Source organism: Polaribacter filamentus (assembly GCF_002943715.1).
Taxonomy (GTDB): Bacteria; Bacteroidota; Bacteroidia; order Flavobacteriales; family Flavobacteriaceae; genus Polaribacter; species Polaribacter filamentus.
Genome location: NZ_MQUA01000013.1, coordinates 2,622,299 through 2,639,322, shown reverse-complemented (window position 1 = coordinate 2,639,322; position 17,024 = coordinate 2,622,299). Strand labels below are relative to the sequence as shown.

The window sequence follows — 17,024 nt, the reverse complement described above, 5'->3', positions numbered from 1 at the left end:
TTTTAATACATATAAGTAGTTTCATTTATCCAGTGAAACTTTCTGTTGAGAAGCCTAAATTGAGATGTAGGTACTTTTTTAAAAGAAATATTTAAATGGTCTCCTTTTAGTTTTAATTGATTTGAATTCGAAATAGAATAGGTAAATTTTTGAGATATTGAATCTGTTGAGCTTTTAAGAATAAGTTCTTTTGTTTCGGTATTTTCTTCAAAAGAATATCTTTCTATAGTGTCGTTCATTTTCTTGACAACAGCTTTCTTTTTATAATCGATGATCAAATACCTCCATCGAAAAGAATCGGTTAAAAGTGGCGCCAACGTATCGTTTTGTTTTGTAAAGGTTTCTACTTTCCAGATACCACGAATTTCAGAGTTAGATCTAAGTTGTTCTGTGGCTTTGAAATTGATAAAGCATTGTAGTATTACAAGTATGGTAACTATAATGATTGTTGCTTTTTTGAAAAAACGAATTACTTTTAAAAACGATTTGTTTTTGATGTAATTTATATAGAGTAGCTTCTCTGTCGCTTCATTTTTAAGAAAGAAGTTGAGTACTCGTTTACCATTTGCAACTAGTAAAATGAAAGCCATTAATACCAGGTGAATAGAAAATAACTTTACAGGAATGTCATAGGTAAGATTCATAATTGTCACGTTCATCATAATTCCTAAAATAAGAAGACTTCCTAAAGTACTTGTTTTACGATATAGTAACAGGAGTCCGCCCAATATCTCTAAAGAACCAAGAAAGATATTATATACCATAGAATGCCCCATAAATACCCAGGCCAATCCCATAGGAGACAATTCGCCAACAGGTTGTAATAAGAACTCTAAACTTGGATCAGCAAATTGGCCTTTAAATACTTTTGCCAAACCATAAAGAATCATTGCAATGCATAAAAATAGTCTTAAAACACTTTGAAACCAATAGAATAACGTTGTGTAAGAAGTTCTTTTTTTATCTAAAATTGACCAGACAATACAGGTGAAAAAAGCTAAAATAAGATTCAAGAAAAAGCGGACATAATCAAATGATCTATCGCCACTACCTGTACTTTCCATTTTAAAATCTGCTCCCCAATTAAGGATTGTGTCAGCAAACCAGCGTAATGGGGTTTCTATAAAAAGAGCTAAGAATAATAGAAGAATGAATACTGTGAAATAGCTAAAAGAAAATCGAAAGATTATTTTAGATATTAAACTCCAGTTTTTTGATTGTATTTGATTAGAATTCACTTTTTATAATTTTGTTTTGATGCAACAAATATATAAAAATTATTGATAAACAATAATAAAATATTAAAAAAGGTAATTTTAAACTTTTTTGATAACGTTTGTTACAATCCCCCAAATCACAAAATCATTATCTGCTGTGATATTTATTATAGGATAATTAGGGTTTTCTGGTTGCAACCAAACTTCATTTTTTTCAACGCGCAAACGTTTTACAGTAAACTCACCATCTAAAAAACAAACCGCAATTTTGTTGTTTGCAGGTTCCAAGCTTCGGTCAATTACTAATAAATCACTATCATCTAAACCAGCGTCAATCATAGATTGTCCCTTAACTTTTGCGAAAAAAGTAGTGTCTTTATTTCTGATTAATTCGTCATCTAAAGAAATTCTAGTTTCACAAATATCTTCTGCGGCTGAAGGAAAACCAGCAGAAATACCTACGTCAACTAAGATTGCTCCATTTCCAGTTGAAGTTTTTGGTGTATAAAAAGTTAGTGTTTCTGATATTTTCATTTGATTGCAAATTATAACTTTTCTTTAAAATTATCAGTATTTTATTTCATAATTAAAACTACATAAATATGGAAGCCAAATTATTCTGTTACTCTTTTTTGAAAGGTTTTCAATTGGACGCTTATCTCTACTTAGCACTTCATTGGTTTTATTAGTGTGTTTTTAGATTAAAAACCGATCCATAATGTGTATTAGAAGAATGTAGGTTACGATTACAAAAGTAGTTTTGAAAGATAGAGTTTTGACGGTTTTTATGCTGCTATTTTTTCTTGAATTCTTAGCAAATCATTCCCCTTGTTGCGTATTTTTGTAAAAAATCAGAATTTTTATATGGATAAAGAAATTTTAGTTGTTTTAGGATCTCCAAATTCACCAACAGGAGAATTAGGCATGATGGCAAAGTAGAGGTTAGATTTTTGCTTAGAAATTTATGAAAAAAACACACTAATTCTTTGCACTGGTGGTTGTGGAGCGCTTTTTAATACAGCTAGTAAACCACATGCTTTTTACACCAAAAAATATTTAATGGAAAGAGGAATTTCTGAAGATTGTTTTTTGGAATTTGCTTTATCAACAAACACGGTTGAGGACGCTGTAAAAACTAGAGATATTATTTCAACATTAGAAAATATACATTTAAAAATAATTACTTCGGATTATCATTTAGAACGTGTAAAACTAATTTTTAGTGAAGTTTTAAAAAACTATAAAATCAAATTTATCGGCGTTAAAAGTAATTTTGAAGAAGAAGAATACAATGCTTTACTGAATCATGAAAAGAAAGCTATAAAAGGAATAATTAAAAACAGATTATACTATTAGTGTTTTAAAGACACAAAACGAATCTTTAAGCTATTTCATTGACCTTATTATAAGCACTTTTTAATTTTTGAATTACAGGTTCCATTTCTTCTTTATTTAAATGCCCAAAACCAAAACGAATCGCACAGGTGTTTTTATCTTGATAAAGAATCGTTTTTGGCAGAAATAAATTATTTTTTTCGGCTTCTTCGGCGAGTTTTACTAAGGATATATTCGCTTGAAATTTTAACCAAATAGCCAATCCACCGGCGGGGATATTCCATGTTGCTATTTCTGAAAGATATTCGGTCAGAAGTTCGCATAAACGATCGCGTCGCCCTTTATAGATTATAATATTTTTTTTCATCAGGCGATGAATTTCTCCTTCATTAATTAATTCAGATAACATTTGTTCTTGTATTAAATCGCCCTGTTTGTCTAGTAATTGCAAATAGTTTGTTGCTTCCGAGATTATATTCTCAGGTGCTATTACAAAACCGGTTTGAAAACTCGGAAATAACGATTGTCCAAATTTTCCTAAATAAATAACCATTCCGTTTGCATCAGCGGTTGCCATGGGTAACATTGCAGAACCTTCAAACTGAAAATCATAATCATAATCATCTTCAATAATAGCAAATTCGTAGTCTTTAGCTAGTTGTAACAAGGCTAAACGACGTGCCGTGCTTAACTTCACTACTGTTGGGTATTGTCTATGGGCGCAAATGTAGACGCATCTGATGCTGCTTTTAACAAAATGGTTTTTTATGTAATCAATATTTAAACCATCAGCATCTACAGGAACTGTCTTAATCGTTGCGCCCGCTTGTTGAAAAATCATATTAGATGCATAATTACTTAAATTACCTACCAATACGACATCGTTTTGTTTTATCAATAATTGAGATACGATGTACAAACTCATTTCTGTACTTCTCGTACTTATGAGGTTATTTGGTTTTATGTGAAAACCTCTCGTTGCATTTAAATAATTACATAGCTGAGTTTGAAATAAAGAATAGGACGACTCGCTTGGTCGGTTCCATTTTTTTAGTACCGTTTTTCTTTTCATGGCAGCGCTGTACCACCTTGTAAACTCATGAACTGGGTGTAAGCGTAAATCAGGTTTGCCTTCATTAATAGTGTAATTAGCGGTTGTTAATTGAGTTGTTGATGCTAAATGAAATGATTTTTGAAAAGGAAACCCTGTTGTTTTTGCATAGGTGTATGCTTGATTTATTTTTTGCGAAGTTGCTTTTATTTTTGCTGTTTTTAGCTCTGGTTCTAAAACAAACGTGCCTTTATTTGGTATGATTTCTACCCAACCTTGCGAAGCCAATTCTTCATAAATAGCAACCGCTGTATTTCTGTGAACTTTTAATATTTTGCCTAATACTCGAGTTCCTGGTAATAAAGTACCTTTGGTTAAATACCTACGTTGTATAGCGTTTATAATTTGTTGTGATACCTGTATAAATACAGGTTGAGACATTGATTTATCAAAATCAATTAGTTGTTTAAAGAGGGTATTAACCGGACTATCTATCATTTTGAAACTGGACTAGTTTAGTCGTCCGGAAAGTTAGCACTTTTGCATCGTTTTAAATCAATATCTATGAAAATTAAAATTACGTTATTTATTGTTCTATTATTTTATGCTTTACAAGCAAAAGCACAAGTTGAAACTATAAAAAGAGACACTTTAAAAGAAGTGATGATTACTTCTTCAAGAATCGATTTACCTTTTAAAGAAAACTCACGAACTATAGTTGTCATCACATCTAAAATAATAAAAAACAGTGCAGCAACAAATGTGGCAGATTTGTTACAACAAGTTGCCGGTGTAGACATTAGAAGAAGAGGAACTGCAGGTAGTCAGGCAGATTTATACATTAGAGGTGGTGGTTTTGACCAAACTTTACTATTGATTGATGGCATAAAAATGGATGATTCCCAAACTGGGCATCACACTTTAAATGCAGCTTTACCGTTAGAAGTTATTGAAAGAATAGAAATTATTAAAGGTCCAGCAGCAAGAGTTTTCGGGCAAAATGCATTTACAGGAGCAATAAATATTGTTACTAAAAATAAGTTGGATAATAATGTTTCTATTAATGTTGAAGCTGGTTCTTTTAGTCAGTTGAATTATTCTCTAACAGTTGGCAAAGAAACTGAAAACACATCTGTTATTGCACATATTGGTGCATTAACATCAGACGGATATAGAGAAAATTCTGATTACAATAATTATAATTATTTTTTAAAAGGAATTTTTAATAAGAAAAAGCAACCTATAGAAATGATTGCTACTTTTTTTGATAAAAAATTCGGCGCACAAAATTTTTACACACCTCCTTCTTGGGGTTTTAATGAATATGAAGAAACGCAGAGTAGTTTATTTGGCGTTTCTACGACTTTTAATACAGAAAAGTTTAAAATTATTCCAAGAGTTTATTGGAAAAGAGGTCAAGATATATTTTTGTTGAAAAGGGATGATCCAAGTTTTTATAGAAACTTACATATTACAAATAAAGTAGGTGCAGAAACAAATGCATCTTATAAATCTAACTTCGGTATTACAGGTTTTGGTATAGATATTTCTAGAGTTTTTATAAGTAGTAATAATTTAGGAAATAGAAACAGAACGATGGCAAATTTGTTTTTAGAACACCGTTTTAAATTAGCTGATGATAAATTAGATATTACTCCTGGAGTTGCGGTTACCTATTTTTCTGATTTTAAATTTCATGCATTTCCAGGGTTGGATATTGGATATCAACTGTCTGATAATTTAAAAGCATACGGAAATTTAGGGATAACTTACAGAGTCCCAACGTATACAGATTTGTATTATAATGATAGCAGCACCAGTGGAAATCCTAATTTAAACCCAGAAGAAGCGTTTGCACAAGAAATAGGGTTAAAATATAATTCTGATAGGTTTACAACTTCTGTGGCAATTTTTAACAGAAAAGCAACTAATTTAATAGATTTTGTGAGGCCAGATGCTACAGCAACTAAATTTGTAGCTACCAATTTTGCAGAAGTGAACACGAAAGGTTTTGAGCTAAATGCAGATTATCGTTTTAAAATAAATGAATTTAATCAAACGTTATCTTTTGGATATAATTTTTTAGAAGATGATATTTTAGATCAGAATAAAGATTTGTCTCGTTATTCTTTAAATACTTTAAAACATCAATTTATAACTCGTTTTACAAGCAAATTGTTTAAAAATGTAAGGCAAAATATTATTTATAAACATGCAGAAAGAACTGTTGGTACAAGTTATAATGTTTGGGATGCTTCTGTAATTGTTGATGTACATAAATTTAACTTTACACTAACAGCTAACAATATTTTTGATGCAGATTATATAGAATCTGGTTTTGTGCCAATGCCACCAAGTAATATTTTATTTGGATTACGATACAGCTTTTAATAAAAATCCCCAACATACTTTCATTAAAGTCTTGATAAATTTTTATCAAGGCTTTTTTTGGTTTTTTAAAGGAATAATATAAATAGGTTTATTTGGTCTGAAAAATAAATAGTATGATCAGAAATTCTATTTTTTTACTACTTCTTTTACGTTTAAGTTGTGCTCAAAATAATCCGTTAGAGATAGTTTTAGCTTTAAAAACAATTAAATAAAAAGAGTCATTGATAGTTAAGAAAAATATGAAGTAAAGCTTCAAAAAAGAGGAATTATTTCAATAATTTTTCATCGATTTTCAGATCTAAATCCGCGAAATTTAGAAACAAAAGCACTGTGTTTTCACAAAAATAATCGTATCATTTTTCATCAGAAACTACTAAAAAATAGGCTATAAAACCCTTATATTTAAAGAAAGTAATAACAAGGAGTTGGTTCTATTTCTGTATATAGTTTGATACATCAGCCAATGTATTTTTCTCTAAAAAATTACATTTTCATAACTTCATTGCATACTCTGATGAAGCAATTGCAATTTCCAGAATTATTTCCTCAGGATAAAAGATTTAACATATATAACGATGACAGAATGTTTTTTTTAAATTTGATGAAAAATTTACCTAGAGAAGGTAATTATAATATTTTTCTTTTTCTGTAACAAAATTAATTTTTATACTACTAATACAATAGAAACAAAGATTATATTTTAGAGCTTTTCAAAATAATCTTAGAGTTTTTATTTTGACAATATAAAACGTTTTATAAAGTCAAAAACCTTTATATTTAAACACTTTAAAATTACATGCTATGATGGAATGGTTTACTGAGTTACCCTCGTTTTTAAAAACATATTGGATTATTACATTAGTATCAACTTTGCTGTTTTTAATTGTGTTAATTTCTACAGTTATGGGAACAGATTCTGACGATATTGGTGATATTGATGCAGAAATAGATGCGGATACAGGAGCAGGTTTTCAGTTTTTTACAATCAAAAATTTGGTTGCATTCTTCACTATTTTTGGTTGGAGTGGAATTGCAAGTTCTGATGCAGGATATTCTAATTTGGTAGTTATAACAATTTCTATATTTTGTGGTTTAGCAATGATGACAGTAATGGCAGCAATGTTTTATTACATCAGTAAATTAAGTTCTAGCGGAACTTTAAAAATGCAAAATGCCTTAAATACTATCGGTGAGGTCTATTTAACTGTTGGTGCAAACAGGTCTAAAATAGGTAAAGTGCAAATAAAAGTGCAAGGAACTTTAAGAGAATTAGAAGCTTTAACAGATTATGATAAAGACTTAAAACAAGGAAATGTTATAAAAGTGGTAGAACTTACCAATAACGGAATATTAATTATAGAACCTCAAAAATAAAAATTACGATGCTAAATTTAATTGTATTACAAAGCAGCCCATATGCTGGATTAGTTGGAATAGGAATCGCAATTCTATTCATATTTATAGTGTTAATGACACTTGTAAAACGCTATAAAAGATGTCCTTCGGATAGAATTTTAGTAGTGTATGGAAAAGTAAGTGGAGGTGGATCTGCTAAATGTATTCATGGTGGAGCCGCTTTTATTTTTCCTGTAATTCAAGATTATCAGTTTTTAGATTTAACTCCAATTTCTATTGAAGTTAATTTAGTAAATGCACTTTCTAAGCAAAACATTCGTGTAAATGTGCCTTCAAGATTTACGATTGGGGTTTCTACAGAACCAGGAATTATGCAAAATGCTGCAGAGCGTTTGTTAGGTTTAGGTCAAAGTCAAATTCAAGAATTAGCGCAAGAAATTATATTTGGTCAGTTACGTTTGGTTGTAGCTTCTATGGATATTGAAGAAATTAACAATGACCGTGATAAGTTTTTAACGAATATTTCTCAAAGTGTGGAAACTGAATTAAAGAAAGTGGGTTTAAAATTAATCAATGTAAATATTACTGATATTGTTGATGAATCTGGATATATTCAAGCTTTAGGAAAAGAAGCGGCTGCACATGCAATTAACGCTGCAAGAAAATCGGTTGCAGAAAAAAATAGAGATGGTTCTATTGGTGAAGCAAATGCTTTACAAGATGAAAGAACGCAGGTTGCTGCGGCAAATGCGAAAGCCGTAGAAGGAGAAAATATTGCGAAAATTAATGTAGCAAATTCAGATTCTTTACGCCGTCAGAGAGAAGCAGAAGCAGAACGTGTAGCAATTGCATCAGAAAAAGTACAAACAGCAAAAGCATTAGAAGAATCTTATGCCGCAGAACAGCTAGCAGAAACTGCAAGAGCAGAAAGAGAGCGCTCGTCTCAGTTAGCAGATATTATTGTTCCTGCAGAAATTGATAAGAGAAAGGTTGAAATTGATGCAGAAGCTAAAGCAGAAAATATTAGAAGAATTGCAAGAGGAGAAGCGGATGCAATCTTATTTAAAGCACAAGCAGAAGCACAAGGTTTGTATGAAGTTTTAACAAAACAAGCAGCCGGTTTAGATGAAATTGTAAAAGCAGCTGGTAATAATTCTAAGGATGCAGTATTACTTTTAATTGCGGATAAATTACCTGAATTAGTAAGATTACAGGCAGAAGCTATCAAAAATATTAAAATTGATAAAATTACAGTTTGGGAAAATGGAGGAGGAAAGGATGGGAAATCTTCTACTTCGAACTTTATTTCTGGCATGTACAAATCCGTACCGCCTTTGCAAGAAATGTTTAATATGGCAGGTATGGATTTACCAGAATATTTAAAAGGAAAAGATATTCCTGTTGATTTAATTGATGGTAAAAAAGAAAAATCAGAAGAATAAAATAAAAAACAAGTTTAAAAATTGATTCTTAAATCGAATCTTTCATAACTATTAGTGTAAAGTCATCCTCTATTTTGAGGGTGGCTTTTTTTAGTTGGTTTGTGAAGAGATTCTTACTTAAATAGGGGTTATTATTTCGGCTCGATGAATAGATTTTTATTAAATTTTGCGCCTTTCTAAAAATATTAACAGGAATGAAAGCTTGCCCCAAATGTAAATCAGTTTCAAAACAAAAACTGAAAAGAAGACCGATTGTAAAATTATATATAGGTACTATAGGCACCCGTTGTGCATTATAAATAGTTAAAAAAAGTTATTCATTTGACTATTAAAAGTCGTATATTTAATTGACAATCAATCGATTAAATACGATGAATAACTTTAGAGCAAATTACGATAAAATTTTAGAAGTCTTAGCCACAATTACAGAAAAGGAACAATTTTTACGTCAAAACAGGAAACCAAAACTAAAAGACATTGAATTAATCGCTATGAATTTAACAGCAGAATATATGGGTATAGACAGTGAATGTCAGTTGTTTCGGGATATTCCAGAATATTTGTTTGCTAAAATAGAGCGATCAGTTTACAATAAACGGAAGCGAAAATTATTTTTTGCCATTGAATTTATAAGAACTCAACTCTCCAATAAGTTCACGGAGTTTGAAAACTATTATGTAGTAGATAGTATGCCTTTGGAGATTGTAAAACTCTCAAGAAGCGGGAGAAGTAAAGTTTGTAAAGAGTACTTTTATTCAGCCCCAAATAGAGGTTATTGTGCTAGTCAAAACATGCATTATTATGGCTATAAAATACATGCTGTTTGTTCTATTGATGGCGTGTTTAAAAGTTTTGATATTAGCAAAGCTTCTGTACATGATATTCATTATTTAAAAGACATTAAAAATCAGTTTAATAACTGTGTGGTTTTAGGGGACAAAGGATACCTAAGTGCGGACTATCAGTTAGATTTATTTGAGAGTAAACAAATTAAATTAGAAGTTCCAATGCGTAAAAATCAACAGAATTACAAAAAACAAACGTATATTTTTAGGAAGAAAAGAAAACGAATTGAGACCTTGTTTTCTCAACTTTGTGACCAGTTTAAAATACGGAATAATTATGCGAAAACTTTTGAAGGTTTTAAGACAAGAATTCTCTCAAAATTAACAGCACTAACTATCATTCAATACATTAACAAATTTGTTTTTAATAGGAATATAAACAATTTAAAAGTCAATATTGTTTAAATGCACAACGGGTTATAGGCTATTCTTGTAATAACTGCAATACTGCGTATACATGGTTTCCTATTATTAATGGTTCTTTGAGAATTTAAAAAATAATCCTCATAATTTTATATTATGAGGGTTTTTCATTATTGTTAGGTTGTGAAAAAGTATTTAATTACTAATTAAACACAAGAAAATTTTCGACAATGTATAATATGTAGCATAAAATGTTAAAAGAATATTGACTTGGTGAAAAAAAATAGTTTTGTACTTGTTTTATTTTTAGCCCAAAGAAAAATTACTAACTATGAAAAAGTGCCCAAAAAGTAAGTTTGTGTCACGACACAGATTAAAAAGAAAGACTTTTCTTAAATTAATGCCAAGAGCTAAAACTTATGTTGGGATACATGCAACACAGTGTATAAAAGGTTTCCTTTGATCAATCCTTCTTTAAGAATTTAAAAAAAATCCTCACAAATTTAGATTGTGAGGATTTTTTAATTACTATTTTACTTTAAAATTAACTCTTTTTTATTGGAACAATCGAAATACATCATTTCCGTTTGCAAAAAGTAGCAATGCAATTAAAAGCATAAAACCAATAACTTGTGCATATTCTAAAAATTTATCACCTGGCTTTTTGCCTGTAATCATTTCCCATAAAGTAAAAACTACGTGACCACCGTCTAAAGCAGGAATTGGTAATAAGTTCATAAAACCTAGCATTATTGATAAGAATGCTGTAATATTCCAAAAAGATTCGGCACTCCATTCATTAGGAAAAATACTCCCAATAGAAATAAAACCACCTAAACCCTTATAAGCTCCCGTACTTGGATTAAAAATCTTTTTCAATTGTTTTACATAATCTGTTAACGTTTTCCAAGATTTATTCCATCCGGCAGGTATTGCTTCTGAAAATGAATATTTAATGTCCGCTAAATCGTAATAGCCTAATTTTTCTAAATCTTTATGGTTTAATTGGCCTAAGGCGACTCCTAATTTACCATCTTCTGTAATTTTTACAGGTATTTCTATTATTTCGTTTCCTCTTTTTACAGAAATTTTAACGTCTTGATTTTTTACCTTATTAAATTCGGCTTCCGCCTCATCAAGATACTTTATAGCATTACCATTTATTGCAACAACAATATCTTTTGTTTTTAAATCGGAATTTAGATTAGGAGAATCTTCAGAAACACTAGCTATTACAAATGGGATTCTTGGTAATAAAACAGGTCCAGCCTCTTTGCCTCTTTCCATTAGTTGAGAGATAAAATCAGTAGGAATTTCTTTATCTATTACTTCTCCATTTCTTTCAACTTGGAAGTTGTTGCCGTTGATAAATTCTAGAGAGAGGCCGTAGAATTTTTTTATTTTTTGGCCATCAACAGTTAAAATTTTATCTCCTGTTTGTATGCCTAAGTTCATGGCTAAAGAATCTTGCACCCAAACACCATCTTTTACGTTTTCGTTAGGCAAATACTCTTCGCCATAAGACCACATGAGCATAATGTAAATAAAAATACCCAATATAAAATTCACAAAAACGCCACCTAACATAATAATTAAACGTTGCCAAGCTGGCTTTGATCTAAATTCCCAAGGTTGTGGAGGTAATTTCATTTGCTCTGTGTCCATGCTTTCATCAATCATTCCAGAGATTTTTACATAACCTCCTAAAGGAATCCAGCCAATACCATAAACGGTATCACCAATTTTTTTCTTGAAAATTGAGAACTTGTAATCAAAGAATAAGTAGAATTTTTCTACTCTAGTTTTAAATAACTTTGCGGGGATAAAGTGCCCTAATTCATGCAAAACAATTAACAAAGATAAACTTAGAATAAATTGCGATGCTTTTATTAATATTTCCATTCAGTCTTAAAATCAAAATTTAAATAGCTACAAATGTACGTCTTTTAAAGAGAGTTTAAAATGTACAAATAGAAGATGATTTTTTTTAACAAAGATTTTGTATCAAATATACTTTACAAGCCTTTTCTAAAGGATATTTAAGCCGTAAATTTGCATAAATAAATTAGTTTTATGGACTTTAATTTTTTTATAAAAAGTAAATTAACCATTATTTTTTTACTTGTTTTTTCAGCAATTTCAATCCCTGTTTTTTATCATTTAGTAAAGGTTGATAAAAAACTAAAAATTTATAATCCTGCTGATGTGAACCCAAGCTTGGTAGATGTTTCAATAAAGCATGTTACAAAAGATCATAGGATTGCGGATTTTGAGTTGACAAATCAAAATGGAGAAATCATTACCCAAAAGAATTACAAAAATAAAATTTATGTAGCAGATTTCTTTTTTACACGTTGCACAAATATTTGTATAGCAATGGCTTATAATATGAGCGAACTACAAGAATATTATAAGAATGATGATGATATTATGTTTTTATCTCATTCGGTAACACCGGTTATAGATAGTGTTTCTGTTTTAAAGGAATACGCCATAAATAAAGGAGTTATTGATGCAAAATGGAATGTAACAACGGGGTCTAAAAAGCATATTTATGAACTAGCAAGAAAGAGTTATTTTGCTGTTATTGAGGATGGTGACGGCGGTGAAAACGATTTTATTCATACAGAACAATTTGTATTGATTGATAAAGAGCGACGTATCCGCGGATATTACGATGGTACAGAAAAAAAAGACATGGAAAAACTAAAGAAAGATATGTCTCTTTTAAAAGAAGAATATACTAATAAATAACTTGTTTAGAATCATTCTAAATTCCTATCTTTGTAAATCTAAATAGAAATTTTGAGCACAATTGCAGATTTACATATCGGAGAAATAGGCTATATTTCTGAAGAATCATTAGATTTTATTCCACTAAAATTATTAGAAATGGGTTGTTTGCCTGGGGCAGAAGTTCAGTTAATTCAGCTTGCACCCTTAAAAGATCCATTATATATCTGTGTTAACGGAAGTCATTTGGCAATTAGAAAAGAAACTGCAGAGATAATTAAAATCCTTAAAAGCGAGTAAATAGAATGTCTAAAAATGATATAAAAGTTGCTTTAATAGGGAACCCAAATACAGGAAAAACTTCACTTTTTAATCAGCTTACAGGTTTAACTCAAAAGGTTGGAAATTACCCAGGGGTAACCGTAGATAAAAAGGAGGGAATCAGTAAATTGTCTGCAACTCAAAATGCAGTTATTACAGATTTACCCGGAACTTACAGCATAAATCCTACTTCTTTAGATGAAAGTATTGTTTTAAAAACATTGCTTAAAAAAGATATCAAAGAATCTCCAGATGTAATTTTGGTGGTTGCAGATGTTGAAAATTTAAAGAGAAATTTATTGTTATTTTCCCAAATTAAAGATTTAGAAATCCCAACAGTTTTGGCAATTAATATGGTTGATCAAATGCATAGAAAAGGAATTTCTATTGATTTATCGCTCCTTAAAAAAGAACTAAATACAGAAGTAATTTTAATAAGTGCCAGAAAAAACGAAGGAATTAAAGAAATAAAGGAAGCAATTATACGTTGTCATGTAGCAGCAAAAGCGTCACCTTTATGCGGTATAAATCATAAAATTGATCCTGATTATTTTCATAAATTAAAAGAAATTAGCTCTAATTATACGTTGTATGAATTATGGTTAATGGTTACTCAAAATAATTTTCCAGAAACGATTACCGTAGCGGAAAAAGAGAAACTTTTAGCTTTTAAACAAGATACTTTTAAGTTGAAGAAATATCAACATAAAGAAACCATTTATAGGTATCAAGAAATTAATAAAATTTTAAAGAAAACCTATATTATAGATAAAACAAAAGCAACCGATTTACGTGGTAAATTAGATAAAATATTTACGCATAAAATTTTTGGTTATGTACTGTTTAGTTTGATTTTACTGGTAATTTTTCAATCTATATTTGATTTGGCTTCTGTTCCTATGAATTTTATTGATGCCACTTTTGCACAAATATCAGACTTTGCAAAAACCAATTTACCAACAGGAGTTTTAACAGATTTGCTAACAGAGGGAATTATTCCGGGAATTGGAGGCGTTATTATTTTTATCCCACAAATCGCAATTCTATTTTTATTCATTGCCATTTTAGAGGAAACGGGTTATATGAGTAGAGTTGTCTTTTTAATGGATAAAATTATGAGACGGTTTGGGATGAACGGTATCAGTGTAATTCCGTTAATTTCTGGAACAGCATGTGCAATTCCTGCAATTATGGCAACAAGAACTATCGCTAGTTGGAAAGAGCGTTTAATAACTATTTTAGTAGTACCATTTACAACCTGTTCTGCAAGATTGCCTATTTATGCAATTTTAATTGCCTTGATAATTCCTGATAAAAAAGTCTTAGGATTTTTAAATCTTCAAGGATTGGTGTTGCTTTCTTTATATGCATTAGGATTTGCATCCGCAATTATAGGCGCATACATTTTACATAAAACCTTAAAAGTAGAATCAAAATCATTTTTTGTGGTAGAAATGCCAAACTACAAATTACCATCTCTAAAAAATGTATTTTTTGATGTACTTGAAAAAACGAAAGCTTTTGTTTTTGGTGCAGGAAAAATCATTTTAGCACTGTCTATTGTATTGTGGTTTTTGGCTTCAAATGGCGGGGATAGCTTCAAAAATGTTGAGAATTCCGTTATTGAAAATGTAGCTAATCAGCAATTAAATGAGGATGAAATTCAACAAATAATTTCATCAAAAAAATTAGAAAACTCTTACATCGGCATTCTTGGTAAAACCATAGAACCTGTTATTCGACCTTTGGGATATGATTGGAAAATAGGAATTGCATTAATTACATCATTTGCGGCAAGAGAAGTTTTTGTGGGTACCTTAGCAACTATTTATAGTGTAGAAGCAGATGATGAAAATACCACAACGATTAAAGAAAAAATGGCATCTGAAGTTAATGAAACAGGAGGTAGGCTTTTCAATTTTCCTGTAGGCATGTCTTTAATGGTTTTTTATGCATTTGCAATGCAATGCATGGCAACCTTAGCCATTGTAAAAGGCGAAACTAAAAGCTGGAAATGGCCTTTAATTCAGTTATTTGGCATGACATTTTTGGCGTATGTTTGTTCATTTTTAACCTATCAAATTTTAAGCTAATGCAAGAAATTATAGCCTACGTTTTAGTAATTTTAGCTGTTGTTTTTTTACTGAGGAAATTTGTATTTCCTTCAAAAAAAGACAAGAGTTGTAGCACAGATTGTGGTTGTCATTAAAACCTTAACAGAAAATTAGTAGTCATTAATTGTAAGGTTTTTTAACTTTGTTGACCAAGTTTTAGTAGAATTAAAAAATTAAAATATAAACACATGAAAAAAACTTTTTTATCCATTGCAATTTTTATAATTGCCTTAATTTCATCAGTAGATAGTGCTGCGCAAAAATTTGCTAAAGTAGATGTAAGTCCTATGGATGGGGCAGCGTATCCAAGTAACTGGAAAGAATCGAATAAGTTAATTAAAATTATATACAGTAGACCACAATTAAAAGGTAGAGCTTTAGATAAGCTAGCTCCAAATGATAAAGTTTGGAGAACAGGCGCAAATGAGGCGGCGGAAATTACTTTTTATAAAGATGTAACTTTTGGCGATAAAGAAGTAAAAGCTGGTACTTACACTTTATTTACAATTCCTACAGAAGGAGATTGGACTATTATTTTAAGTAAGCAAAAAAATGTTTGGGTTCTTATTTTTATGATATGAAAGAGGATGTTGTTAGAGTGAGCGGTAAAGTGTCAAAATCTGATGAAGTTATAGAATCGTTTTCTATTGTTTTTGAGGGTGAAGAAGAAAATGCTACCATGTATCTAGGATGGGCAAACACAATCGTTTCTGTATCGATAAAAGTATAAAATTTATTGGTATAAATTAAAAAAACCTCAAAAGTTGAAAAGCTTTTGAGGTTTTTTTATGAGTTTAAAAGAATTTAAATACTTAGACAGATTGGCTTTGTTGCCATTTCCAAGCAGATTCTAGTGCTTCTTCAAGGCTTATTTCTGTTTTCCAATTTAGCTCTTTGTTTGCAATTGTAGTGTCGGCGTAAGCGGCAACAACATCACCTTCACGTCTTTCAACAATTTTATAATTTAGTTTTAAATTAGTTGCTTTTTCAAAAGTGTTAATAATCTCTAAAACAGAACTTCCGTTTCCTGTACCAATATTAAAATATTCAAAAGATTTTTTATTGTTCTTTTTTATAAGTCTTGATAAAGCAGCAATGTGTGCTTTTCCTAGATCTACAACGTGTATATAATCACGAACAGCTGTGCCATCTACTGTTGGGTAATCATCACCAAAAACAGATAATTCTTTACGGATTCCTGCAGCCGTTTGTGTAATAAACGGAATTAAATTTTGAGGAACACCTAAAGGTAATTCTCCAATTTTTATTGAAGGATGCGCTCCTATAGGGTTAAAATATCGTAAAGCAATACAGTTTAAACCATGTGCATTACTTGCGTCTCTAATTATTTCTTCTCCAATTTGTTTAGTATTTCCATATACGGATTCTGCTGCTTTTATGGGCGCTTTTTCTGTTATGGGTAATTCATCAGCTTGCCCGTAAACAGTGCAAGAAGAAGAGAAGATAAAATTATCTAATTTTCTATCTCTCATTTCTTGTAAGATATAAATTAATGAGCTTAAATTATTTTCATAATAATCTAAAGGTTTACTCATGCTTTCTCCAACCGCTTTAAAGGCTGCAAAATGAATAATTCCATCAATTTTATGCGCATCAAATACTGCTTTTACTTCACTCTTCACTCTAACATCTACTTTATGAAAAGCTGGTTTTATGCCAGTAATTTCTGTAATCTTATCTAAAACATCAATAGTTGTGTTAGATAAATCATCTATAATTACTACTTCAAAACCTTCGTTTTGTAATTCTACAACGGTGTGAGATCCTATAAAACCTAGCCCTCCTGTTACAAGTATTTTTTTCATTTTTGGTAATTGGTAACTGTTAATTTGTTT

Annotated in this window: 13 protein-coding genes and 2 pseudogenes; 10 read left to right on the top strand and 5 right to left on the bottom strand. The window is 30.3% G+C overall.

Features of this window, described 5'->3' with window-relative positions; all coding sequences use genetic code 11:
- Positions 1-2: 2 nt before the first annotated feature.
- Positions 3-1,238, bottom strand: coding sequence for a hypothetical protein (locus BST83_RS14070; RefSeq protein ID WP_104810338.1), 1,236 nt, complete (start codon positions 1,236-1,238; stop codon positions 3-5).
- Between the two features lie 78 nt (positions 1,239-1,316).
- Positions 1,317-1,751: a LexA family protein gene (locus tag BST83_RS14065; RefSeq protein WP_104810337.1), complete on the bottom strand. Its 435-nt coding sequence runs from the start codon at positions 1,749-1,751 to the stop codon at positions 1,317-1,319.
- Between the two features lie 417 nt (positions 1,752-2,168).
- On the opposite strand from BST83_RS14065, the pseudogene BST83_RS14060 reads away from it, so the two are divergent.
- Positions 2,169-2,573 (top strand): annotated as a pseudogene (locus BST83_RS14060) (YdcF family protein); the annotation flags it as partial.
- Between the two features lie 25 nt (positions 2,574-2,598).
- Here BST83_RS14060 and BST83_RS14055 read toward each other — a convergent pair.
- Positions 2,599-4,101, bottom strand: coding sequence for an aminotransferase-like domain-containing protein (locus BST83_RS14055; RefSeq protein ID WP_104810335.1), 1,503 nt, complete (start codon positions 4,099-4,101; stop codon positions 2,599-2,601).
- Positions 4,102-4,167: 66 nt separating this feature from the next.
- Between BST83_RS14055 and BST83_RS14050 the strand changes: the two genes are divergently transcribed.
- The 4 genes from BST83_RS14050 to BST83_RS14035 all read left to right on the top strand — a co-directional run bounded on the left by BST83_RS14050 (position 4,168) and on the right by BST83_RS14035 (position 10,042).
- The gene (locus BST83_RS14050) at positions 4,168-5,994 is read left to right on the top strand and encodes a TonB-dependent receptor plug domain-containing protein (RefSeq protein WP_104810334.1); all 1,827 of its coding nucleotides are present in this window, start codon (positions 4,168-4,170) and stop codon (positions 5,992-5,994) included.
- Positions 5,995-6,795: 801 nt separating this feature from the next.
- Positions 6,796-7,368 carry a hypothetical protein gene (locus BST83_RS14045; protein ID WP_104810333.1) on the top strand — a complete coding sequence of 191 codons (573 nt, stop codon included), beginning with the start codon at positions 6,796-6,798 and terminating at the stop codon, positions 7,366-7,368.
- Between the two features lie 8 nt (positions 7,369-7,376).
- Positions 7,377-8,792, top strand: coding sequence for a flotillin family protein (locus tag BST83_RS14040; RefSeq protein ID WP_104810332.1), 1,416 nt, complete (start codon positions 7,377-7,379; stop codon positions 8,790-8,792).
- A gap of 371 nt (positions 8,793-9,163) precedes the next feature.
- Positions 9,164-10,042 (top strand): IS982 family transposase, encoded by an 879-nt coding sequence (locus tag BST83_RS14035; protein ID WP_104808411.1) that lies wholly within the window; start codon positions 9,164-9,166, stop codon positions 10,040-10,042.
- A gap of 513 nt (positions 10,043-10,555) precedes the next feature.
- Here the strand turns inward: BST83_RS14035 and rseP are convergent.
- Positions 10,556-11,902, bottom strand: coding sequence for an RIP metalloprotease RseP (gene rseP / locus BST83_RS14030; protein ID WP_104810331.1), 1,347 nt, complete (start codon positions 11,900-11,902; stop codon positions 10,556-10,558).
- Between the two features lie 171 nt (positions 11,903-12,073).
- On the opposite strand from rseP, the gene BST83_RS14025 reads away from it, so the two are divergent.
- The 5 genes and pseudogenes from BST83_RS14025 to BST83_RS14005 all read left to right on the top strand — a co-directional run bounded on the left by BST83_RS14025 (position 12,074) and on the right by BST83_RS14005 (position 15,898).
- Entirely contained in the window at positions 12,074-12,754 is a 681-nt protein-coding gene (locus BST83_RS14025) for an SCO family protein (protein WP_104810330.1), read from the top strand.
- Positions 12,755-12,805: 51 nt separating this feature from the next.
- On the top strand, positions 12,806-13,033 hold the full coding sequence (locus tag BST83_RS14020; RefSeq protein ID WP_104810329.1) for a FeoA family protein: 228 nt from the start codon (positions 12,806-12,808) through the stop codon (positions 13,031-13,033).
- A gap of 5 nt (positions 13,034-13,038) precedes the next feature.
- The gene (gene feoB / locus BST83_RS14015; RefSeq protein WP_104810328.1) at positions 13,039-15,147 is read left to right on the top strand and encodes a ferrous iron transport protein B; all 2,109 of its coding nucleotides are present in this window, start codon (positions 13,039-13,041) and stop codon (positions 15,145-15,147) included.
- The gene (locus BST83_RS21515) at positions 15,069-15,263 is read left to right on the top strand and encodes a FeoB-associated Cys-rich membrane protein (RefSeq protein ID WP_367889170.1); all 195 of its coding nucleotides are present in this window, start codon (positions 15,069-15,071) and stop codon (positions 15,261-15,263) included. The genes feoB and BST83_RS21515 overlap by 79 nt, the downstream gene beginning before the upstream one ends.
- Before the next feature lie 93 nt (positions 15,264-15,356).
- A pseudogene (locus BST83_RS14005) lies at positions 15,357-15,898 on the top strand (DUF2911 domain-containing protein).
- 82 nt (positions 15,899-15,980) lie between these two features.
- Here BST83_RS14005 and galE read toward each other — a convergent pair.
- On the bottom strand, positions 15,981-16,994 hold the full coding sequence (gene galE, locus BST83_RS14000; RefSeq protein WP_104810326.1) for a UDP-glucose 4-epimerase GalE: 1,014 nt from the start codon (positions 16,992-16,994) through the stop codon (positions 15,981-15,983).
- Between the last annotated feature and the right edge of the window lie 30 nt (positions 16,995-17,024).